Genomic DNA, 22,740 nt, shown 5'->3' with positions numbered 1-22,740 from the left:
AATGACGACGAGAAGAGGTCTCGTCGCCAAAAATGAGCATTTTCCGGCTCAAAAAGGTGACGAGAAGAGGTCTCGTCGCTAAAAAGTGGAGTTTCCCGAGCAAAAGTGACGACGAGAAAGAGTTTCGTCGCCAAAAAGTGGAGTTTCTCGCCCAAAAGTGACGACGAGAAAGAGTCTCGTCGCCAAAAAAGTGAGTTTTTTACCCCAAAGTGGTGACGAGAAAGAGTCTCGTCGCCAAAAAATGGTGTTTTTCGCCCAAAAAAGTTGACGAGAAGTGGTCTCGTCGCCAAAAAGTGGCATTTTCCGGCTCAAAAAGGTGACGAGAAAGAGTCTCGTCGTCAAAAAATGGTGTTTTTCGCCCAAAAAAGTTGACGAGAAGTGGTCTCGTCGCCAAAAAGTGGAGTTTTCCAGCTCAAAATGACGACGAGAAAGAGTCTCGTCGCCAAAAAATGGAGTTTCCCGAGCAAAAGTGACGACGAGAAAGGGTCTCGTCGTCAAAAAATGGCGTTTTTCGACTCAAAAAGGTGACGAGAAAGAGTCTCGTCGCCAAAAAGTGGGGTTTTTCGCCCAAAAAAGGTGACGAGAAGTGGTCTCGTCGTCAAAAAATGGCGTTTTTCGCCCAAAAAAGTTGACGAGAAGTGGTCTCGTCGTCAAAAAATGGCGTTTTTCGACTCAAAAAGGTGACGAGAAAGAGTCTCGTCGCCAAAAAAGTGAGTTTTTTACCCCAAAGTGACGACGAGAAAGAGTCTCGTCGCCAAAAAATGGTGTTTTTCGCCCAAAAAAGTTGACGAGAAGTGGTCTCGTCGTCAAAAAATGGCGTTTTTCGACTCAAAAAGATGACGAGAAAGAGTCCCGTCGTCAAAAAAAGCAGATTTTCGCCCAAATATGGTGACGAGAGTGGTTCTTTCAAGATAAATTATTCAATAGGACACTTTTCAAGAAATCTTTAAAGCGAAAAACAATTTGAATAAGTTTGCTCACACAATATACAGTAGGGTAGACCACGTGGATATAAATAGATATGGTGTTTGACGGTCAATCTTATGGATATATTTGCACTTTTTCATTGGTCTCGGAATCTTTAATCAAAATATCCCATAACCGGGGTATTGCCCCTATCAATGAGCCAATTCCTCTTGTATATCAACATGAAATGTCCCATAGCACCAAACTATGGGACATTTTCCTGTAACCCCTTGAGGCTACTGAAAAAATTCGGTTCATCGCACTTATCAATGGGTTTATAGGTTTTGGGGCTTTATATGGAGTAGCGGGTATGGTAGCCTTGTTTGGCGGTGCCGATGTTGTGACATCTGGCTTCTCGGCAGGAGAACCATACCCGCCGAGGCTCCATGTCAAGCCCCCTTCTAATAAACTATCTATGTTATACCACCACACAAAAGTGCGAATACCCAAAAATTCGAATAAGTTCACTTACTTATAGTAGGTCAGACCACAAAAGCAAGTAATCTTATAATTATTTAGGACTTTTTCAGTTGCCTCTAACCCCTTTGTAAAAATGCCTCAAATCTTACAAATTAGTTATCTATTTTTCATTCGATAATTTCAAAACATCAAGGAGTTTGAAGAATAAGCTCAGAATAATGGCAACAATGGTAGCCAAGCCCATACCTTTTAGCGGTACCGAGCCGAGTTGAATTGTAGCGCCGCTTAGGCCGACAACTAAAACAACACAAGTTAAGATTAAGTTTCGTGATTTATCATAGTCAACTTTTGCTTCCACAAGTGTACGGAGACCGCTCACAGCAATCATTCCGAACAGCAACAAGGAAATTCCGCCCATGACGGCCGTTGGAATAGAAGAAATTAATGCTGCAAATTTACCAAAGAAGGAAAGGAAAATGGCAATGACTGCTGCTCCGCCAATGATCCATGTTGAATACACTTTTGTTATGGCCAAGACACCAATGTTTTCCCCATAAGTTGTATTAGGTGTTGAGCCAACCAAACTGGACAGAATTGTTGAAATCCCGTTCCCTAAAAATGAGCGGTCCAACCCGGGGTCCTTTGTTAAATCTTTTCCGACAATGTTTCCGGTAACCATTGTATGCCCGATATGCTCCGGAACTAGGACAAGAGCGGCCGGAATAATTGCCAAAATATCAGACCAGTTAAATTTAATAGAGTAGAAGGTTGGTAAGGCAATGAATGATGCTTCTTTTACCGTTGTAAAGTCAACAAGACCGGCAAAGAAAGCGATGATATACCCACTGATAATCCCAATTAATATCGGGATAATTTTCAAAAAGCCGCGTAATGTTACCCAGCAAACGATAGTAATGGCCAAAGTCAAAAGCGATACAGTCACGGTCTTTGGATCCATGGCCCAGTCTGTGGTTGCATCTGCCGGCGCAATAAATCCGGCCATTTGGGCAGCAGTTGGTATTAATTCAAGCCCGATAACGGCAACAATAGCGCCCATTGCAGCCGGGGGAAAAATGAGATCCAGCCATCCGGTACCGACAGCCTTAATGATTAAACCAATGATGACCAGAATGACCCCAACAGCAAAAAATCCACCAAGAGCATAACTATACCCTTCCAAACCGGAATAGCGGCCCAACACAACGAAAACCGGTGAAATAAAGGCAAAACTTGATCCAAGGTATGCGGGAATTTTTCCTTTTGTAATAAAGATGTAAATGAGTGTACCAATTCCGTTCATTAATAAAATTGTCCCGGGATCGACGCCGAATAACACAGGGACTAAAACAGTTGACCCAAACATTGCAAATAAATGTTGCAAACTTAGTGGGAGACTTTCCCAAAAGGGTAATTTTTCATGAACTTGGATGACATTTTTTTCCATCATCATTCTCTCCTTCTTAAATACGATTCGAAAAAATTTTTATATATAAAAAAGCACCTTGCCTGTACAAGGGCAAGGTGCTATATCCGTCCATCCAACACAAAAGGATACAGAAACAGTATAACGTTGTATTCCGCCAACCTTGCCAGCCTCACAGGACTGAATTTAAAGGTACTCATTTACTTGTCAAAAATATTATGGCAGGAAAAGAAAAGAAAGTCAATAAAAGATTTTCTCACATGACTTTATCCATAAGAAGTACTTTTTCAATGTTTGCTGTACTGACTGGGCCTATATAATAGAGGTTCCTTATTTTTTATAATAAATCTCCCTATTATTGACGAAAAAAACCGCCTTCAATTCAATTTAGCCAATCATTATCGTTTACAGGAGCTGTATTGTGGTAAAGCGTAATCAGCTGAAAAGACAGTCCGGACCTAATAAATAGGATATTATTATTTTAGAAAAATTTTAAAAAGATAAAAAATATGTTGCCCATTTTAATTAAAAAATGTATATTTTAAAATATAAGAATTTTAGTTAGAAATGGTGGTGGAATAAATCTTAGAAAACAGGAAGAATTATTTCTTAAAGTATCTTAATTTTCAAAATGTAAACGCTTAAAAATGTACTGAGGAGGAATCATTTATGGATCATGCCAAGCAAGAAAAATTGGAAGTAGAAAAAACAAAGTTTGAAAGAATCATTGAGACGGGAAAATTTAAGGAATTAATGGATCAAAAGAAAAAATTTCTTTCTCCGTATACCGTGTTTTTCCTGTTATTTTATTTTGCCTTACCAATTTTGACTTCTTATACAAAATTGTTGCATCAACCGGCATTTGGAGACATCAATTGGGCGTGGATCTTTGCGTTTGCCCAGTTTTTAATGACTTGGACATTAGTTACTATATATATGAAAAAATCATCAAAGTTTGACAAATTAGCAGCCGATGTTACAGAAGAATTCGTTAAGAAGGGGGGAGAGTAAATGAATACGACAGTTGTTATATTATTTTTACTGATCGTCGCTAGTACGCTAATCATAACGTATTTTGCTGCTAAACGCACAAGAACGGCCAATGAATTTTATACGGCAGGCGGAGGTCTAACGGGATGGCAAAATGGTTTGGCTATAGCCGGTGACTATTTATCGGCAGCATCCTTTCTTGGGATTGCCGGATCCATTGCTTTAACAGGGTTTGATGGTTTCTTCTTCAGTATCGGTTATCTCGTTGCATATCTCGTTGTTTTATTTATTGTTGCTGAACCGCTTCGGAATCTAGGAAAATATACGTTAGCGGATATGATTAATGCACGATTCGATGCAAAAAAAGTTCGCGGGGTTGCTGCATTAAGTACGATTACCATTGTCATATTTTATATGATTGCTCAGTTGGTCGGTGCAGGCGCACTTATTCAATTATTATTCAATATTGATTACTGGTTGGCTGTATTAATCGTTGGTGTTATGATGACCATTTATGTATTATTTGGCGGAATGACAGCAACCAGTTGGGTACAAATTATCAAGGCTGTTCTGTTGATGGCAGCTACCGTCGTTATTTCCTTTATTGTCTTGTCTAAATTCAATTTTAATATAGCTACGATGTTTACCAAAATGAAAACTGCAACACCGCTTGGAGAGGACTTCTTAAATCCAGGTGTAAAATATAAAAATCCACTCGATACAATTTCATTAATGACGGCGCTCGTATTAGGCACGGCAGGACTTCCGCATATATTAATGCGTTTCTTTACGGTTAAAGATGCACAAACGGCACGCAGTTCAGTGATGTGGGCAACATGGATTGTTGGAATCTTCTATATTTTAACGGTTTTCTTGGGATTTGGAGCAGCGGCTTTTGTCGGTTCAGAAAAAATCGTTGAAGCAAACGAAGCGGGGAATATGGCAGCTCCATTACTTGCTCAAGTATTAGGCGGAGACTTTTTAATGTCCTTTGTATCAGCAGTTGCCTTTGCAACCATTTTAGCCGTTGTATCCGGTCTTGTATTAAGTGGTGCATCGGCATTTGCTCATGATATTTATGGACAAATTATTAAAAAGGGTAAGATAACAGAAAGACAACAAGTTCTCGCAGCAAAATATGCTTCATTAGGTGTAGCAGTGCTCTCCATTTTATTGGCATTATTTGCACAAAATATGAATGTTGCCTTCCTTGTGTCACTTGCTTTTTGTATTGCAGGAAGTGCCAATTTGCCGGTTATCGTTTATACCATTTTTTGGAAGCGATTTAATACAGCCGGAGCGATTTCCGCTATGTTATCGGGTCTCATTTCGGCATTAGTATTAGTAAGTATCAGTCCAAGTGTATTTTCACCGACTGAAGGAGCAGCTATTTTTGTTGGTAACCCAATCTTCCCGCTAACCAATCCGGCCATTATTTCTGTTCCGCTTGGATTTTTGGGCGGATATTTGGGGACGGTGTTATCAGGAAAAACTGATTTCGTTCGTTATGCAGAAGTGAAGTTCCGGGCTAATACCGGTTATCGGGATAAATAAATGAATAAAATCTATTCAGGTTCTATGAAGCATTCGTATAATCGCAAAAAAAAAAATAGAATAAAATCAAGCTTTAAACATTGTTAAAAAGAGAAAACTCGGCAATTACCGAGTTTTCTCCACTATTGTTTCAATACGAGCAGATGAAGATGTTTTTTTCCTCACTGTTTTATACAAGCAAGTTATTTTGCCTTTTCTTCAAAAATTTTCGCAATTTCAACAATCACTTCAGTTGCTTTCATCATTGTTTCTACTGAGACAAATTCATATTTCCCGTGCATATTTTCTCCACCGGCAAAAATATTCGGTGTCGGCAAACCCATATAAGATAATTGGGAGCCATCCGTACCGCCACGGATCGGTTCAATGACAGGGGTAATATCCAATCTCTCCATCGCTTCTTTGGCGTTCTCAAAAACTTCTTTAACCGGCTCAATTTTTTCCCGCATATTGTAGTATTGATCTTCTAACTTTAAACCAATCGTGTCTTCTCCATATTTTTGGCGCAATTGGTCAACGATTTTTACTAAATTCTCTTTTTTTGCTTCAAACTTTTGCCGATCATGATCACGTATGATATAGTAAAGCTCAGTTTTTTCAACATCGCCATGGAAAGAAAGAAGATGGTAAAATCCTTCATATCCCTCCGTATACTCGGGGGCTTCTCTAACCGGTAATTGTTGATTTAGCTCCATACCGATCTTTATTGAGTTCACCATTTTTCCTTTGGCAGAACCCGGGTGAATGTTGTTTCCTTTTATCGTAATTTTAGCAGCGGCTGCATTGAAACTTTCATATTGTAATTCCCCAAGTGGCCCGCCGTCCATTGTATAAGCATACTTTGCACCAAAACGGTTAACATCAAATTTATGCGGCCCGCGTCCAATCTCCTCATCAGGTGTAAAAGCAACCCGAACTTTCCCGTGTTTAATTTCCGGATGTTGAATGAGGTAATTCATGGCCGTCATAATTTCAGCGACGCCTGCCTTATCATCGGCGCCAAGTAAGGTTGTTCCATCGGTTGTGATTAATGTTTGCCCTTTGTAGTTTTTTAAAGAAGGGAAGGCTTCCGGTGATAAAACAATTCCTAGCTCTTTGTTTAAAATCACATCTCCACCATCATAATTTTCGACAATTTGCGGTTTGACGTTTTTTCCGGTAAAATCTGTCGCCGTATCGACATGTGCTAAGAAACCGATTGTCGGAACCTGCTTATTCGTATTGGCTGGAAGAGTTGCAAACACATACCCATTTTCATCGATGGTTACTTCTTCCATGCCAATTTCCTTTAATTCATCTACCAAAAGGTTCAACAAATCCCATTGTTCCGGTGTGGATGGACAAGTTTGGCTATCTTCATTTGATTGTGTATCAATCTTGACATAAGTGGTAAAGCGTTTAATCAATTCATCTTTCAATTTTTTTCATCTCCTAAACAGGTAATATAAGTCATATTATGTACAATTAATTGCCCCGCACAAACGGTCATGTCGTTTAAGGGAAAACAAAAATGTAAAGAAGGAAGACAAGTTCCCCTGATGGAAGTTCCATCTTATTGTAATCCTTATTATATCATTTGTTCAAATTTTTGATAAAATACGCCCAATTTTCCCTTATAATCATCATGCCAAGGTTTATCCTTGCCGCAGTAATGGATAAATAATGTATGTTTTTTAATCCATTCAAGATTATTTTTATCGGATTGGTAAAACTTTGCAAACTCAAAGTAGCGAGCATCATAATTATATCGATAACTGTCAACGGGCTTAATTTTATCCCAATAGAGAGCATTTAAAACATCTTGATCCGGTAAAACCAATTTAAATTTGTTCTTTTCAATATACTGATATATTTCATCCAAGTGAACAAGATCGCGCATTAAGGCGACATTCATTAATAGTACCCCGGTATTGAAGTATCCTTTTGTTAAAGGCGTTTTTAAACGAATTTTATTGATTGGTTGAACTATTTTTGTCGGAAACTCGTGCTCGGACGCAATAAAAAGATTGTTTTCAAAATTTGTCCGATAAAAAGAACCAATTGGATTAATGGTGACAATATCAGGGTCTAAGTATAGAACCCGGTCAATAGTTTTAGGAAGAAATTCATGGGCTGCTAATCGATAGTACATTTCTGTTGAGTAATGGCGGAACACGGGTGCCTCTTTAAAATAATCCCGATCAATAAAAATTGGATAGAACTGGTGTTGGTGTTCGGTAATAAACTGATGTAATCCATCCAGATCATATTGGTTGAGATTAGAATGCATCAAATAGATAGAGAACTTTTCTTTGGGGTTATGATGAAATAATGACTTCAGTAAAACTTTCAAAGGGTGAAGATAATTTGCGTTTAATGTAACAAGAATATTAATCATTGGAGTAAAACCTCACTTCATCCAACATTTTCCTTATTTACGCTTACTCATTCATTCTAACATATAGAAGGAGAGTACAGGAATAGTCAATGATCGTATTATACGATAAAATAAGAATAAAAACGTAAGCATAAAAAAAGGAGAAAAACATGATTCGTCGTTTTCTATCATACTATAAACCCCATAAAAAATTATTTTTGATTGACTTCAGTAGTGCGGTTGTTGTTGCCATTCTCGAGCTTGCCTTCCCTTTAGCTGTTCAATGGTTCATTGATTCGCTGTTGCCAAAGGGGAATTGGTCCACTATTCTTTCGGTTAGCATTGCTTTATTCGTTTTATTTGTAATTAACACTAAAATGAAAGCTTTATGGATTGTCGGTTGAAGCGGGGGCGTTTGTGGGAATTCTTGCCTTGTGTATGAATCACCGGTTGATGGACATTTACCAGTCGAGCGCCGGCCGGGCAATCGCCATGGGGTGACATGCGTTGTTTATGAATCAAAGGGGTCGGCCGGGAAAAAGGCACGTCTCACAAGCTGAAAGGACATCTTCCTGCCAATTATAAAACTTGTTCGCTTACTTGTATGAGGGGGTAACGGAATGGAACTTAGGGATTTACAGGCATTCGTTGCGGTTGTTCAATATGGGAATTTTACGAGAGCTGCAGAGGCCCTTTACATTTCCCAGCCAACATTAAGTAAAAGTATTCAAAAACTGGAGGCATCCTTGAAAGCTGATCTTCTTTGTCGAACAACGAGACAACTCCAACTTACTGATATCGGGGGAGTCGTATACGAACATGCCCAAAAAATTTTACATTCTGTGTTAGAATTGGAACGCTCCATTCAAGATGTAAGAAACGTAAAGTCTGGGAAGATCAAATTTGGCATCCCGCCTTTAATAGGCACATTATTTTTCCCTGAAATTGCCCGTAAATTCCATGAAAAATATCCTAACATCACGCTGGAACTGGTTGAGAAAGGGGCAAAGTTAATCGGAGAACTTGTACTATCCGGGGAAGTTGATTTAGCAATTGTTGTATTACCGGTTGAAAACGAACAATTTACCATTTTGCCTTTTTTTGAAAATGAATTTGTAGTCTATGTAAATGCAGAACACCCATTAGCGAGCCGTTCAGCTGTGACTCTTCCGGAATTAAAAAATGAGCAGTTTATTACATTTACAGCCGAGTTTGCCCTGCATGATTTTGTCATTCGAGCATGTCAAAGCGAAGGATTCCAACCACAAATCGCTTATAAAAGTTCACAGTGGGATTTAATTTTTGAATTAATAGCATTAAACTTAGGAATAACGATTTTACCAAAAGCAATCTATGCAAAACAAACAAATAAAAACGTAAAAATTATCCCGTTTGAAACAAATCAATTAATGTGGCAATTAGGAATTGTCACCCTCAAAGACAGTTATCAATCTTATGCATTAAAAGAATTATTAACCGTCATTCAAACAGAAATTTGGTCTTGGCAAAAAATATTTTAAATAATAAATACGGATTTATTCGAAAATTGAATGAATAATATTCAAAATAGATATTTCACTAATAAAAAAATTTTCGGTAAGATTGCCTTAAGTATAGGAAAAAGGGGCTGATTAAAAAGCAAAGTACAGAGTGAATATGCATAATTTTAATCCAATAATGCAATGCCGGGAAAATAAACATGGTCAAAGTAGAAGTTTCATACATCATGTGTAAAAAGGTTTACCGGTAAATCTGTGAAAAATGTCAGTATAACTTATTTGTTTTTAAAAGAAAGGTAAACAAACTATGGAAAAAAAGGCTTTGAAGCAGCGCATACTGGAAAGCTCACTAGAACTGTTTCAAAAAAATGGATATCATGGTGTAACAGTTGAACAAATAGTGGAAAAGGCCAATACTTCAAAAGGGGGATTTTATCATTACTTTAAATCAAAGGATGAACTGTTATATGAAATTCATGATGTATTTATTTCGTACGTCATAAAAAAAGCACAGGAAACATACGATGAATATGAAACACCTATTTTAAGATTATGCGGCATGTTACATTCCTTTATTAAAGTATTTGATGTGTATAATCCTTATATCACGGTTTTCTATCAAGAAAGTGCCTATTTACAAGCTGCGTATAAAGAAGTGATAAACGAAAAACGTGATCAATACCGGAAACTCATCGAAAGGGTGATAAAAGAAGGGCAAGAAAGAGGAGACTTTCGAAAAGAAGTGCCTGCCAGTATTGCAACGATGTCCATTATCGGGATGATAAACTGGTCGTATAAATGGTACAAACGTGATGGTCCGTTATCAATAGAGGAAATTGGCGATGTTTTCAGGGATCTCATCGTACATTCTTTAGCCACAGAAAAAGGTCTTACAGAAGCAAATGAGCAAAACCAATTATTAGGAAAGAAGGAAATTGTGAGCGAAAAATAAATATTTTTTTCTATAACTGTTGAACAAACCGACTAGTCGGTCTATACAATTGCTTTTCTTTAAGAATACCGTCTGGTCGATCACTGAAAAAGGGGTTGGGAGAGAATGAATTTTGAATTAACGAAAGAACAGCTAATGATTCGAGATATGGTAAGAGACTTCGCGGAAAAGGAAGTAAAACCATATGCGAGAGAACTGGATGAGACACATTCCTTCAGACTCGAAACGTTTCAGAAAATGGGTAAATTGGGTTTAATGGGGATTCCTTTTCCGGAAAAATATGGGGGTTCCGGTGGGGATACCATTTCTTATGTAATTGCCGTTGAAGAGATCGGTAAAGCTTGCGGAGGTACAGGATTAAGTTATGCGGCTGCCGTTAGCTTAGGTGCATCCCCCATTTATAACTTTGGGACAGAGGAGCAAAAACAAGAATGGCTGGTACCTATGGCGCAAGGAAAAGCATTAGGATCATTCGGGTTAACGGAACCTAATGCCGGTTCTGATGCCGGCGGGACGAGAACAAAAGCCGTTCTTGATGGGGATGAATATGTGATTAACGGAGAAAAATGTTGGATTACCAATGCAAGTTATGCTCGGCAAGTAATTATTACTGCGGTAACCGGTGAAAGGGAAGATGGGAAGAAGATTATAACTGCACTTATTGTACCGACAGATGCTCCCGGTATGACGATTACATCTGATTATCAAAAAATGGGTGTTCGGGCATCAAACACCTCTCAAATCGTGTTAGAAAATGTTCGTGTACCGAAAGAAAATGTACTGGGAGACCCGCAAAGAGGATTTAGTCAATTTTTAAATACATTGGATGGCGGTCGAATTTCAATTGCTGCCTTATCAGTCGGTATTGCTCAAGCAGCCTTCGAGAAAGCGCTTGCATACGCAAAGGAAAGAGTCCAATTTGGTCGTTCAATTTCAAAGTTTCAGGCCATTCAATTTAAACTTGCTGATATGGCTATGGAAATTGAATTAGCGAGAAACATGGTGTACAAAGCAGCGTGGCTCAAGGATAACAACAAATTATTTAGCAAAGAAGCGGCATATGCTAAATTATTTGCCTCAGAAATGGGTTTTAGAGTTTGTAACCAAGCGATTCAAATCCATGGCGGCTACGGGTACATGGCTGAATACGATGTGGAAAGACATTTACGTGACATCAAGTTAATGGAAATTGGAGAAGGAACATCAGAGATTCAAAGAGTGGTTATTTCCAGATTAATTGGATGTTAGTAGAAAAACGAACAAGATAATAGTGGTGGCCCGAAAAGAAGAAGTTACCGGCGACCTTTAGATGTTAGTAAAAAAACAGTATATTAGTAGCTCAAGTAGAGGAAGATACCGACGACCTTTAGCATGTTAGAAAAAAAACAGTATACTAGTAGCTCAAGTAGAGGAAGTTACCGGCAACCTTTAGCATGTAGTAGACAAATGAAAAGTATATTAGGGGGGATACAATGGCAGATCTGATTTTTTCAACAATCGGTCAATTGATTGAGGAAAAAGCGAATCAGCATCCAAACCAAGAAGCGCTTGTTTATGCTGATCGTGATTTACGCTTAACTTATCAGCAACTTGATAATCTCTCAGATAAGGTGGCAAAAGGCTTGATGGCTTTCGGCATTGAAAAAGGCGACCATCTGGCTGTATGGACAACAAACGTTCCCGAGTGGGTAAGCCTCCAATTTGCATCAGGGAAAATGGGTGCGCCTCTCGTAACTGTAAACACGAATTACAGAGCCCGTGAGCTGGAATATTTATTAAAACAATCGGATTCGACAACACTCATTCTCATTGAACAATATCGTGATCATCGCTTTATTGATACTGTTTATGAAGTGTGTCCCGAGTTAAAAACATCTGAGCCTGGTCAATTGCAATCCAAACGGTTACCAAAGCTAAAAAATGTCATTGTTTTAGGCGAAAACCGTTATGATGGAACCTTTAACTGGTCCGACATCCTCAATGCTGCAGAACAGATTACGGACGAACAATTGGCGGAAAGAAAAGCAACATTACACTATGATGATGTCATTAATATTCAATATACATCAGGGACAACAGGCTTTCCAAAAGGAGTCATGTTAACCCACTATAACTTAATTAACAATGCAGTGAATATCGCCGAATGTATGAAATTAACAAAGGATGACCGCTTATGCATTCCGGTACCTTTCTTCCATTGTTTCGGTTGTGTGATTGGTACACTGGCCATAACAACCTGTGGAGGAACGATGGTACCTGTACAAGAATTTAATCCTGAAGAAGTGTTAAGAACGGTAGAAAAAGAGAAATGTACAGCACTTCACGGTGTGCCAACAATGTTTATCAGTGAGTTAAATTTACCTAATTTTGACAATTTTGATCTTTCATCGTTACGAACAGGGGTAATGGCCGGTTCCAACTGTCCGGTTGAAGTGATGAAAGCCGTTATTCAGAAAATGGGAATGACCGACATTACCATTTGTTACGGCCAAACGGAATCTTCACCGGTGATCACGCAAACGCGTACGGATGACCCTTTGGAATTACGGGTTGAAACAGTCGGCCGCGCATTACCAAATGTTGAAGTAAAAATTGTTGAACCGGGAACAGATACCGAAGTTCCACCCGGTGCCCAAGGGGAACTTTGCACACGCGGTTATCACGTAATGAAAGGATATTATAACAATCCCGAAGCAACCAAGGAAGTTATTGATGCAGAGCATTGGTTACATACGGGTGATTTAGCAACGATGGATGAAAACGGTTACGTGAGTATTACCGGTCGCTTGAAAGATATGATTATTCGCGGTGGTGAAAACATATACCCGCGTGAAATTGAAGAATTTTTATATACACATCCGAAAATTCTCGATGTGCAAGTCGTTGGTGTGCCTGATGATAAGTATGGTGAAGAGGTAGCAGCCTTCATAATTTTACGTGAAGGAGAATCGGCATCAGAAGAAGAAATAAAAAATTACTGTAGAAATAAAATAGCCCGCAATAAAATTCCAAAGTACATTATTTTTACAGACAGCTACCCAATGACAGCTTCCGGAAAAATTCAAAAGTTTAGATTGAGAGAACAAGTGAACCGTTTCATAAAATAAGTGATAAGGAGGGAGTCGTCATTGTTTAAAAAAATTTTAATAGCCAACCGTGGTGAAATAGCACGGCGAATTATTCGCACATGTCAAAAGTTAAATATTCAAACCGTTGCCATCTATTCAGAGGCTGATGCTCAGTCGCTACATGTAAAGGAGGCAGATGAAGCATACTTAGTCGGAAAACCTCCAGTTGCCCAAAGCTATTTAAACATAGAAAAAATTATTGAAATTGCTAAGGAATCTCATGCAGAGGCGATTCATCCGGGTTACGGACTACTGTCAGAGAATCCAACGTTTGCCCAAAGTTGTTTAGATGCCGGACTCACCTTTATCGGACCTTCACCGGAAGTAATTGCTTCAATGGGGAGTAAATTAGAAGCTCGGAAAAAAATGAAAGAAGCAGGTATTCCCATTATTGAAGGGATGGATATTGCCCTTGAAAATACGGAATCGGCATGTCAAGCTGCTGAAAAAATCGGTTATCCAATCATGTTAAAAGCATCTGCCGGGGGTGGCGGGATTGGTATGCAGCGGATCGATAATTCGGATCAACTTGTTAAGGCTTACGAGGGGAATAAGAAGCGGGCAGAATCATTTTTCGGCGACGGCACAATGTATATAGAAAAACTCATTGAAGATCCTCACCATGTGGAAATTCAAATAATTGCAGATTCCTATGGAAATGTTGTCCCACTATTTGAAAGGGAATGTTCAATTCAAAGGCGTAATCAAAAAGTAGTGGAAGAAGCACCATCACCATTTATCTCGGAAGCAACAAGGGCAAAAATGCAAGAAGCTGCTGTCCGTGCTGCAAAATATATTGGTTATACAAATGCCGGCACAATTGAATTTTTAGTTGATTCAAAGCAAAACTTCTATTTTTTAGAGGTAAATACAAGATTGCAAGTTGAACATCCGGTAACCGAAGAAATTTTAGGCTTAGATTTAGTTGCTGAGCAGATAAAAATCGCAGCAGGAGAGCCTCTTTCATTTCAACGAGAAGATATTGAGAGAAAAGGGCATGCCATTGAAGTAAGAATTTATGCAGAGGATCCAAAAACTTTTTTCCCATCACCGGGCAAAATAACGGATTTGCAATTACCACAAGGACTGGGTATCAGGCATGAATGTGCCATTGAAGCGGGAACTCTGGTTACACCATTCTATGATCCGATGATAGCAAAACTAATTGCTTGGGGTAAAGACCGGGATGAGGCTTGTAAGCGCTTGCTGGATGCTCTCCATCATTACAAAGTGGAAGGTATTAAAACAAATATACCTATGTTGATTGAAACAGTAAGCCATGAACTGTTTTTAAAAGGATATCCAACTACGAGTTTTGTAGAAAACTATTATTTGCCAAAAATTCAAGAAATCAAGAGTAAGTAAGAGAAGGATTCCATTATAAAAACAAAAACGGGAGCCTTCTCTCTGTTTTCCTTTATACGCTAGATTCATGCAAAGATGCCGGCGGAGAACTATCCACGACACGCAAAAGCCAGGCAATCGCGTAATTCTTATTATTTGGAGGGGATAGAAATGACAAAGATAAAGGCAAGTATGGCAGGAACAGTTTGGAAAATCGTCGTTTCAGAGGGGGAAGAGGTAAAAGCTGGCCAAGATGTGGTCATTTTAGAGTCAATGAAAATGGAGATCCCAATTTCAGCGGAAAGTGATGGAGTCGTGAAAAGAATTATTGTCCAAGAAGGCATGTTCGTCAATGAAGAAGATGACCTTTTAGAAATTGAGTAGGGGGGATGCGAATGAACCTTCCACGTCAAGTTGTCATGAAAGAAGTGGGACCGAGAGATGGACTTCAAAATGAAAAACAAAAAATTTTAACTGAAGATAAAATCTCATTCATTAATCAGTTAAGTGAATCGGGGCTAAAATATATCGAAGTGACATCCTTTGTTCACCCGGAATGGATTCCGCAACTTGCTGATGCAAAGGACGTTCTTCAATCGATTAAGCGTAATCAAACAATCACATATGCCGCGCTGGTCCCGAATATGCGGGGGCTTATTCGTGCTCTTGAAGCGGAAGTCGATGAGGTAAGTGTCTTTTTATCGGCTTCTGAAACTCATAATAAAAACAATATAAATAAAACGATAGATGAAACAATCCCTATTTTGAAAGAAGTTGTTCAAGAAGCGATAAAAGCCAACCGTTCTGTCCGAGGATATGTTTCAACGGTAATCGGTTGCCCTTATGAAGGATACATTGAGCCTGAGCAAGTGTTAAAAGTTGTCGATGCCCTATTTAACATGGGCGTCACAGAAGTATCGCTCGGGGATACGATTGGTGTAGGTGTACCAACGCAGGTAGAGAAATTATTAGCGCGTTTATTCAACGAGTATCCACCGAATGTTTTTGCCATGCATTTCCATGATACGAGGGGTACGGCACTCGCCAATATCGTAAAATCACTTGAAATGGGGATAACATTTTTTGACAGTTCTGTTGGTGGTCTTGGCGGTTGTCCTTATGCAAAAGGAGCAACAGGAAATGTAGCGACAGAAGACTTGCTATATTTATTAACTGAAATGGGCATTGAAACAGGGGTGAACATGGAGGCAATCTTAGCAAGTGCATTTTTTATAGAAGAAAAAATTGGTCGAAAATTAGGATCAAAACAACTAGAAATTGCCAGGGGTAAAAGGGGGTTAGCCCACAGTGACAGTAAACATACGGTTTGACATTTATAAAAACTGGGTCGGTGTCATTACATTAACAAGACCCGAAGCTGCCAATGCCATGTCGATTCAGTTATTAACAGAATTGAGCGATACACTGAAAGCACTTCATTATAATCGCGATATACGTGTCGTGCTGATTACCGGTGAAGGGGAAAAAGCATTTTGCGCAGGTGCTGATTTGAAAGAGCGGAAAGGGATGGATGAGCATCAAGTAAAGCAAACGGTCGCATTTATTGGCTCGACCATTCAACAAGTAGAAGATTTGCCGCAGCCGGTTATTGCGGTTTTGAACGGGGTCGCATTTGGCGGCGGACTTGAGTTAGCACTTGCATGTGATCTTCGGATAGCCGGTAAAAATGCCAAAATCGGTTTAACAGAAACATCGCTGGGCATTATTCCCGGTGCCGGTGGAACACAAAGACTGCCGCGTTTAATCGGAATGGGTCGTGCGAAAGAATTGATTTATACGGCTAGAAGGATTTCCGCAGCCGAGGCTTACCGGCTTGGCATTGTGGAGTATGTTTATGAACCCGAGTATTTAATGGAAAAAGCCTATGAACTGGCGCTCGAGATTGCCAAAAATGCTCCATTATCACTAATACAAGCAAAAACGGCCATTAATCATGGCATGGATGCCGACTTGAAAACGGGTTTAAAAATTGAGGCACTTGCTTATAACGAGCTTCTACGTACAGCGGACAGGCTCGAAGGATTACAAGCATTTCAAGAAAAACGAAAGCCGCAATATATAGGTAAGTAGCTACTTCATATGACCGGAAATTAACGCTGTATTAAGTTTAATTTTGCAGGCAGTTTCAGACAAAGGGGGAAGCGAAATGAATGACGTTATCACAACAAAAAATTTAAAGGAGGAAATTTTAAAAGGCGGTCATCCAAAGTATCACGAAAAAAATAAAGAACAAGGAAAATTATTTGTCCGGGAACGACTAAGACTATTGTTCGATGATAATATCGAATTTGAAGACGGTTTATACGCAAATTGTTTGGCAGGCGACCTACCTGCAGATGGCGTAGTAACAGGAATTGGTAAAATCCACGGCCGCACGGTTTGTGTTATGGCTAATGACTCAACAGTAAAAGCAGGTTCCTGGGGGAAAAGAACAGTTGAAAAAATTATTCGTATTCAAGAAACAGCAGACAAACTAAATTGCCCGTTGTTTTATTTAGTTGATTCAGCAGGTGCCCGGATTACCGATCAAATTGAAATGTTTCCGGGCAGACGCGGGGCAGGGCGTATTTTTTATAATCAAGTTAAACTATCCGGAAAGATTCCGCAAATTTGTATTTTATTCGGCCCATCCGCGGCGGGCGGTGCCTACATACCGGCATTCTGCGATATAGTGATTATGGTAGAGGGCAATGCCTCCATGTACTTAGGTTCCCCCCGTATGGCGGAGATGGTCATTGGAGAAAAAGTAGATTTAGAGACAATGGGCGGGGCAAAAATGCATTGTACAATATCCGGATGTGGAGACGTCTTAGCGAAAACCGAAGAAGAAGCCATTCGTTATGCCCGTAATTATATCCGTTACTTCCCAAACAACTATCGGGAAAAACCAAAAGCAGAAGCGCCAAAACCACCGGCTAATTTTAAAAAAAGTATAGATGAACTGATACCAAAAAATCAAAACACGCCATTTAATATGTACGATTTGATTGACTGTATGATTGATGAAGACTCTTTCTGTGAGATAAAGAAACTATTTGCACCTGAAGTCATTACCGGTTTGGCACGTATGGACGGTCAGCCGGTTGGCATCATTGCCAACCAGCCGCGTGTAAAAGGCGGGGTTTTGTTCCACGATTCAGCAGATAAAGCGGCAAAATTCATTAGCCTATGCGATGCTTTCAATATTCCCTTGATTTTTTTGGCAGATGTACCGGGATTTATGATTGGCACACAAGTAGAAAAAGCAGGCATCATTCGCCATGGTGCGAAAATGATTTTTGCCATGAGTGAAGCAACCGTTCCAAAGTTAACGGTTATTGTTAGAAAAGCATATGGTGCCGGGTTATATGCCATGGCAGGTCCCGCTTTTGAACCCGATTGCTGTATTGCCTTAACAACTGCGCAAATAGCGGTAATGGGTCCGGAAGCGGCGGTCAATGCGGTATATGCCAATAAAATCGCGCAACTTCCAAAAGAAGAACAAGCAGCATTCATTAATCAAAAACGGGAAGAATATCGTGAAGAAATTGATATTTATCGCCTTGCTTCCGAGTTAGTCGTTGATGATGTAATTGAACCAAATGAATTGCGATCCGCGTTAATATCACGATTACATGCTTATATGTCGAAGTATCAAGTATTTACGGAACGAAAACATGGAGTTAGTCCGGTTTAATAATAACATCCAAAAGAACATGTTAACGAGAGCATACTTGTCCCGTACAAAATATGGTTATCGGGTAAATTTTTCGTAAAAAGAAAAAACCAGATCCCTATTTTAGCGGATCTGGTCTTTCTATATTAAGCTTCTACAAAGTCATTGCGGCTTTTATCATTGTAGATATCTTTATTTAATTCACCGGTTATTTTACTTGTCAAAATACCGGACGTCATACTGCCGCTTACGTTTAAAGCGGTACGCCCCATGTCAATCAGCGGTTCAACCGAGATCAATAAACCGACAATCGCAATAGGAAGATTCAATACAGATAAAACAATTAACGATGCAAATGTTGCCCCGCCACCGACACCGGCGACACCAAAAGAGCTAATGACAACAACGGCAATGACCGTTAAAATGAAGGCCGGATCAAACGGGTCGATTCCTGCAGTCGGTGCAACCATTATGGCAAGCATCGCCGGATAAATGCCAGCACACCCGTTTTGCCCGATTGATAAACTAAACGGTCCGACGAAATTGGCAATAGCTTCAGAAACACCGAAACTGTCTGTCTGTGTTTTTATGTTCAATGGCAAAGTCCCGGCACTGGAGCGGGATGTAAAGGCAAATGTCAAAGTCGGAAACGCCTTTTTCATATAGGTAACCGGACTTAATTTTACCAGACTAATCAATAATAAATGAACAAGGAACATGACAATAATGGCAACATAAGAAGCGACGACAAATTTACCGAGTTTTACGATTGCCCCATAGTCACTTGTAGCCGTCATTTTTGTCATTAAAGCCAAAACGCCATATGGTGTTAACCGTAAAATTAATGTGACAATCCGCATGGTAATGGCATATAAAGCTTCAACAATTTTTCTGAAAAGTTCAGCTGGCTCCGGTTGTTTTCTTCTTACACCTAAATAAGCAATTCCTACAAAGGATGCAAAAATAACGACAGCGATTGTTGATGTCGGTCGTGAACCAGTCAAATCATCAAAAGGATTTGCCGGAATAAATGAAAGAATTTGTTGTGGAATGGTCATATCTTGAACCATTTTTACATTTTCAGTCAAAGCTTCATTCCGTGCATTTTCAGCTTCTCCGGCAGTCAGTTCAGTCCCTTGTAAACCGAAACCGAGGGCTGAGGCAATCCCGATGGCTGCAGCAATCCCGGTTGTAACGAGTAAAATCCCAATACCCAAGAAACTGATTTTGCCAAGATTTTTCGTCAATTGCACTTTCGTAAATGCCCCAACAATAGAAATAAAAACGAGCGGCATAACGATCATTTGCAATAATTTTACATAACCGGATCCGACAATATTAAACCAGTCAATTGTTTGCGTCGTAATATTCGATGTTGTTCCGTAAAGCAAGTGAATAATAAATCCGAAAACAATTCCAAGCCCAAGCCCGGTAAAAACACGTTTTGAAAAAGATACATGCTTCTTTTGCATCGTGAATAAAAGAGCAATTAAGGCAAAAAGAGCGATAATATTTATAATAACAAGTAAAGTATCCATGATAGCCCCCTCTATACTGACTCATTAATAAATGATCAGTAGTTTTTCCTTTTTAAGGTACATATATTATAATACCTTAAATCCGATTGGTAAAGTAAGAGATAAAAAATTACAACAAAGACGGGGATGCATTTTTTCATTTTTGGCAAAAAGGTTATCAATTAACTTTTATACTTTAAAAAATAGCTTTCATCCATTTTTCGATCCAGTCGCTCCACCATTGATTTCGTAAATAAATCAATTTCAACGGCATACTTTGGTCGGTTTTTCACTTCAATAAAAATTTTCCCAATATATTCACCGACAGTTCCAAGGGCAATGAGTTGAAGAGAACCGAGTACCCAAAGGGAAAGGACAGTGCCGTTCAAACCAAATATAGCATGGTTGAAAATAGTAAAGCTGCCTAAAAGTATACTGACAGAAAATAAGATGATTCCAAGTATCGTTATAAATCGGATGGGGCGTACACTAAATGAAGTAAGTCCGTCTAAAGCAAAGGAAATCATTTTTCTCAAAGGATATTTTGTCTTCCCGGCCAGCCGTTCTTTCCGGTCGTAAAATACTTTTGTGGATCGGAAACCAAGTAAAGGGAGAATCCCCCTTAAAAAGAGATTATTCTCCGGATAACGGGCTAACTCATCTAATGCACGTTTACTTAATAAGCGGAAATCGGCATGGTTATAAACAAGGTCAATACCTAACTTTTTCATCATGCGATAAAATCCTTGGGCGGTTGTTCGTTTAAAAAAGGAATCTGTGTCCCGCCGTTTCCGAACACCATAAACAATTTCGTAGCCTTCATGGTAATTTTTCATAAACTCTTTGATAACACCGACATCATCTTGCAAATCGGCATCAATGGAAATGGCACAATCACATTTTTCCCTTGCTTTTAAATAACCGGCCAAGAGCGCCTTTTGATGACCGACATTGCGGGCTAATTTAATCCCTGTCACAAACTGGTTCCGCACACTTTCCATGGCAATCATCATCCAGGTCCGATCTGTACTGCCATCATCGACAAAAAGAATTCGACTATGTTTTCCGATCAATTTTTCCTCACATAGCTCATTCATTAATCCGGTTAATTGTTTAATTGTTTCCGGCAAAACTTCCTCTTCATTAAAACAAGGTACGATGATTGTCAGCATTGGTAACCGTTTATCCACTTTAGATGTCCTCCTTAGCTGTTTCTTCCGGTAATGTTACGGCATATAAATAAATTTTCCAATACGATAAATCGTCCTCAAAACTTTTTACCAAAGCTAAATGATTTTCTGCAGCATTGTCAATCGGAACACTTGAAAAAAGGTAGCGTCCGCCCATTTCATAAAACACCGCTGTGTCCAAGTGTAAATTTGTAATCCGCTTTTTTGAGCTTTTCTTATAATCAAATTTTTTCCCTAGTTCATCGACAAAAATGTAGCACCGGCTGCCCCACTCATCAAAATAGCGTTGTAAGGTTTTATTTTTTTCCAGTTCATATCTTATTATTTTTCTAAACTGATATTTATATGTAAGCGGGTAAAAATTATTATATGTATCAAGGGTGTAAAAGCCGTTGTACTGAGCGACCGCCGGATGGAGTCCGATGCTGGCCACACGGTAAGAAGATTTAGGTTTACCGATATATTGATCGATGTCAGAAAAAAGCTTTTCGGCATAAAATTCCTCGAATGTCGGTGTATGGTGAATAAAACGATAATGAATTTCTTCATTGAAAGGAACGAGAACAATAATTTGTGCAACTACAGCTATCTTCACAAGCCGCCGCAAACCAATTTTCCATAAATATGAACACCCGATGGCAAAAGATAAATAAATGATCAATGGCCGCAAAAAATGAAATCGGGCAAAATTAAACGTGTTGAAAATATCATACCTTTGCTTCAACGGAATCCATAAATTGTTAAACCAAAGAGCGTACCAAAGAGAAAGCAAATAGTTTAGTACAAGTAAAAAAATAAATAATTTTTCTTTACGCCACTCTTTTCGATAAATCATTAGGATAAGTGCAATGAACAGAATCGGTATTATGACGATTGTATGTACGGTCATTACATGGGTGTGACCAAGCAAAAAATTTTTTAAGGACAATCGCAGAGACCGAAAAAAATCATGACGAGAAGAAATAAATTCGACGCGATGACTGATATCTTCACTGAAAATTGTTGAATAGACAAGTCGGTACTCAACGAAAAGAAAAACAGAACCCATGAAAGCAATGCTACCAAGAAATCGCCAGTTTATTTGTCTTGTTTTGAATAAGTCGTATAACCATAAAAAACTTACCGCAACCAAAAAAAAGAAAAAACCGAGCACAAGGCCGGAGTAAAAAGGGAGTAAACCAAGCGTTAACCACTCTTTCCATGTGTCTTTACCCGAGCGAATTTTTAAAAAAGCCCATAAAGCGAGCGGGTGCCCCAATGTACATAACATCCCGGATGGCCAAAACGGTGTTAGGGCAAAAGCAAGGGAAACACCGATTCGAATCATGCGCCCGTCGTCTGATTTGATGAAAAATTCTTTGAGCAACAAATACATCCCGAGAAAGGCAAAAACTCTGGTGATTGTTTGACTAAGGGCATAGGCGGTCATTGTTGGAAAAAGTGCGTGGAGCCAGACAATTCCGCTCCATTCTGAACCAAAGGCGTAGCGGGGCAAACCGTTAATCACTTGTGGAATAACGGCATTAACCGGTCCAAACATTTCCCCGCTGTTTACAAGTACTTTATACCAAGCAAGATTGGAATCGAGATTATCATGAACACGAATGTGTGCATGTTCACCAAGTAGAAACAGTGGAGCAACAAAGAGAAAAATACAAAGATAGGCGATGAAAAGTCCTCTCTTTTCCAAGGCGTAGTTAAAATCCATTGTAAATCCCTTCCTGA

The 22,740-nt window shown here is 39.2% G+C and carries 19 protein-coding genes and 1 pseudogene; 14 read left to right on the top strand and 6 right to left on the bottom strand.

The genetic code is table 11. The features are described 5' to 3' along the window. Positions 1-32: 32 nt before the first annotated feature. Both NSQ14_RS18405 and NSQ14_RS18400 read left to right on the top strand, forming a co-directional pair. Positions 33-161, top strand: coding sequence for a hypothetical protein (locus tag NSQ14_RS18405; protein ID WP_346216686.1), 129 nt, complete (start codon positions 33-35; stop codon positions 159-161). 425 nt (positions 162-586) lie between these two features. After that, positions 587-733: a hypothetical protein gene (locus NSQ14_RS18400; protein WP_346216685.1), complete on the top strand. Its 147-nt coding sequence runs from the start codon at positions 587-589 to the stop codon at positions 731-733. A gap of 813 nt (positions 734-1,546) precedes the next feature. On the opposite strand, the gene uraA is transcribed toward NSQ14_RS18400, so the two are convergent. Beyond that, on the bottom strand, positions 1,547-2,830 hold the full coding sequence (gene uraA, locus NSQ14_RS18395; protein WP_034773433.1) for a uracil permease: 1,284 nt from the start codon (positions 2,828-2,830) through the stop codon (positions 1,547-1,549). A gap of 648 nt (positions 2,831-3,478) precedes the next feature. On the opposite strand from uraA, the gene NSQ14_RS18390 reads away from it, so the two are divergent. Beyond that, entirely contained in the window at positions 3,479-3,820 is a 342-nt protein-coding gene (locus NSQ14_RS18390; protein WP_227092375.1) for a DUF485 domain-containing protein, read from the top strand. Continuing rightward, positions 3,821-5,353 carry a solute symporter family protein gene (locus NSQ14_RS18385; protein WP_251245786.1) on the top strand — a complete coding sequence of 511 codons (1,533 nt, stop codon included), beginning with the start codon at positions 3,821-3,823 and terminating at the stop codon, positions 5,351-5,353. A 182-nt stretch (positions 5,354-5,535) separates the two neighbouring features. Here the strand turns inward: NSQ14_RS18385 and pepT are convergent, their stop codons facing one another. Both pepT and NSQ14_RS18375 read right to left on the bottom strand, forming a co-directional pair. Continuing rightward, a complete protein-coding gene (gene pepT / locus NSQ14_RS18380) occupies positions 5,536-6,771 on the bottom strand; it encodes a peptidase T (protein WP_346216684.1) in 1,236 nt (411 codons plus the stop codon). 149 nt (positions 6,772-6,920) lie between these two features. Next, positions 6,921-7,730, bottom strand: a complete 810-nt coding sequence (locus tag NSQ14_RS18375) for a glycosyltransferase family 8 protein (protein ID WP_034773423.1) — start codon at positions 7,728-7,730, stop codon at positions 6,921-6,923. Positions 7,731-7,879: 149 nt separating this feature from the next. On the opposite strand from NSQ14_RS18375, the pseudogene NSQ14_RS18370 reads away from it, so the two are divergent. From NSQ14_RS18370 to NSQ14_RS18325, 10 genes and pseudogenes are all read left to right on the top strand, one after another. Next, positions 7,880-8,092, top strand: a pseudogene (locus NSQ14_RS18370) (multidrug ABC transporter ATP-binding protein); the annotation flags it as partial. Positions 8,093-8,329: 237 nt separating this feature from the next. Continuing rightward, on the top strand, positions 8,330-9,229 hold the full coding sequence (locus NSQ14_RS18365; RefSeq protein WP_034773420.1) for a LysR family transcriptional regulator: 900 nt from the start codon (positions 8,330-8,332) through the stop codon (positions 9,227-9,229). Between the two features lie 286 nt (positions 9,230-9,515). Next, a complete protein-coding gene (locus tag NSQ14_RS18360; RefSeq protein WP_346216683.1) occupies positions 9,516-10,160 on the top strand; it encodes a TetR/AcrR family transcriptional regulator in 645 nt (214 codons plus the stop codon). Between the two features lie 105 nt (positions 10,161-10,265). Then, positions 10,266-11,408 (top strand): acyl-CoA dehydrogenase family protein, encoded by a 1,143-nt coding sequence (locus tag NSQ14_RS18355; protein ID WP_343191655.1) that lies wholly within the window; start codon positions 10,266-10,268, stop codon positions 11,406-11,408. Positions 11,409-11,632: 224 nt separating this feature from the next. After that, the gene (locus tag NSQ14_RS18350; protein WP_428831584.1) at positions 11,633-13,267 is read left to right on the top strand and encodes an AMP-binding protein; all 1,635 of its coding nucleotides are present in this window, start codon (positions 11,633-11,635) and stop codon (positions 13,265-13,267) included. A gap of 21 nt (positions 13,268-13,288) precedes the next feature. Further along, positions 13,289-14,653: an acetyl-CoA carboxylase biotin carboxylase subunit gene (locus NSQ14_RS18345; RefSeq protein WP_346216682.1), complete on the top strand. Its 1,365-nt coding sequence runs from the start codon at positions 13,289-13,291 to the stop codon at positions 14,651-14,653. A 150-nt stretch (positions 14,654-14,803) separates the two neighbouring features. Next, on the top strand, positions 14,804-15,016 hold the full coding sequence (locus NSQ14_RS18340; protein WP_034773412.1) for an acetyl-CoA carboxylase biotin carboxyl carrier protein subunit: 213 nt from the start codon (positions 14,804-14,806) through the stop codon (positions 15,014-15,016). An 11-nt stretch (positions 15,017-15,027) separates the two neighbouring features. Beyond that, positions 15,028-15,963, top strand: a complete 936-nt coding sequence (locus NSQ14_RS18335; RefSeq protein ID WP_346216681.1) for a hydroxymethylglutaryl-CoA lyase — start codon at positions 15,028-15,030, stop codon at positions 15,961-15,963. Continuing rightward, complete coding sequence (locus tag NSQ14_RS18330; RefSeq protein WP_346216680.1) at positions 15,941-16,723, top strand: enoyl-CoA hydratase; 783 nt, start codon at positions 15,941-15,943, stop codon at positions 16,721-16,723. The genes NSQ14_RS18335 and NSQ14_RS18330 overlap by 23 nt, the downstream gene beginning before the upstream one ends. A 76-nt stretch (positions 16,724-16,799) precedes the next feature. Beyond that, complete coding sequence (locus NSQ14_RS18325) at positions 16,800-18,329, top strand: acyl-CoA carboxylase subunit beta (protein ID WP_346216679.1); 1,530 nt, start codon at positions 16,800-16,802, stop codon at positions 18,327-18,329. Positions 18,330-18,454: 125 nt separating this feature from the next. Here the strand turns inward: NSQ14_RS18325 and NSQ14_RS18320 are convergent, their stop codons facing one another. From NSQ14_RS18320 to NSQ14_RS18310, 3 genes are all read right to left on the bottom strand, one after another. Further along, complete coding sequence (locus tag NSQ14_RS18320; protein ID WP_251242126.1) at positions 18,455-19,846, bottom strand: L-cystine transporter; 1,392 nt, start codon at positions 19,844-19,846, stop codon at positions 18,455-18,457. Positions 19,847-20,007: 161 nt separating this feature from the next. Continuing rightward, positions 20,008-21,015 (bottom strand): glycosyltransferase family 2 protein, encoded by a 1,008-nt coding sequence (locus tag NSQ14_RS18315; RefSeq protein ID WP_034773402.1) that lies wholly within the window; start codon positions 21,013-21,015, stop codon positions 20,008-20,010. Position 21,016: 1 nt separating this feature from the next. Continuing rightward, the gene (locus tag NSQ14_RS18310) at positions 21,017-22,723 is read right to left on the bottom strand and encodes a DUF6044 family protein (RefSeq protein ID WP_051989209.1); all 1,707 of its coding nucleotides are present in this window, start codon (positions 22,721-22,723) and stop codon (positions 21,017-21,019) included. Between the last annotated feature and the right edge of the window lie 17 nt (positions 22,724-22,740).

The organism is Caldifermentibacillus hisashii (assembly GCF_039654145.1).
GTDB lineage: Bacteria > Bacillota > Bacilli > Bacillales > Caldibacillaceae > Caldifermentibacillus > Caldifermentibacillus hisashii.
The sequence above is the reverse complement of the archived record's forward strand: the minus strand, read 5'-3'. Positions and strand labels throughout refer to the sequence as shown.

Excerpts from the sequence above, each read along its gene's own strand:
- NSQ14_RS18405 (WP_346216686.1), top strand. The coding sequence starts at position 33 with ATGAGCATTTTCCGGCTCAAAAAGGTGACGAGAAGAGGTCTCGTCGCT.
- uraA (WP_034773433.1), bottom strand. The coding sequence starts at position 2,830 with ATGGAAAAAAATGTCATCCAAGTTCATGAAAAATTACCCTTTTGGGAA.
- NSQ14_RS18390 (WP_227092375.1), top strand. The coding sequence starts at position 3,479 with ATGGATCATGCCAAGCAAGAAAAATTGGAAGTAGAAAAAACAAAGTTT.
- NSQ14_RS18385 (WP_251245786.1), top strand. The coding sequence starts at position 3,821 with ATGAATACGACAGTTGTTATATTATTTTTACTGATCGTCGCTAGTACG.
- NSQ14_RS18375 (WP_034773423.1), bottom strand. The coding sequence starts at position 7,730 with ATGATTAATATTCTTGTTACATTAAACGCAAATTATCTTCACCCTTTG.
- NSQ14_RS18365 (WP_034773420.1), top strand. The coding sequence starts at position 8,330 with ATGGAACTTAGGGATTTACAGGCATTCGTTGCGGTTGTTCAATATGGG.
- NSQ14_RS18360 (WP_346216683.1), top strand. The coding sequence starts at position 9,516 with ATGGAAAAAAAGGCTTTGAAGCAGCGCATACTGGAAAGCTCACTAGAA.
- NSQ14_RS18355 (WP_343191655.1), top strand. The coding sequence starts at position 10,266 with ATGAATTTTGAATTAACGAAAGAACAGCTAATGATTCGAGATATGGTA.
- NSQ14_RS18350 (WP_428831584.1), top strand. The coding sequence starts at position 11,633 with ATGGCAGATCTGATTTTTTCAACAATCGGTCAATTGATTGAGGAAAAA.
- NSQ14_RS18340 (WP_034773412.1), top strand. The coding sequence starts at position 14,804 with ATGACAAAGATAAAGGCAAGTATGGCAGGAACAGTTTGGAAAATCGTC.
- NSQ14_RS18335 (WP_346216681.1), top strand. The coding sequence starts at position 15,028 with ATGAACCTTCCACGTCAAGTTGTCATGAAAGAAGTGGGACCGAGAGAT.
- NSQ14_RS18325 (WP_346216679.1), top strand. The coding sequence starts at position 16,800 with ATGAATGACGTTATCACAACAAAAAATTTAAAGGAGGAAATTTTAAAA.
- NSQ14_RS18320 (WP_251242126.1), bottom strand. The coding sequence starts at position 19,846 with ATGGATACTTTACTTGTTATTATAAATATTATCGCTCTTTTTGCCTTA.
- NSQ14_RS18310 (WP_051989209.1), bottom strand. The coding sequence starts at position 22,723 with ATGGATTTTAACTACGCCTTGGAAAAGAGAGGACTTTTCATCGCCTAT.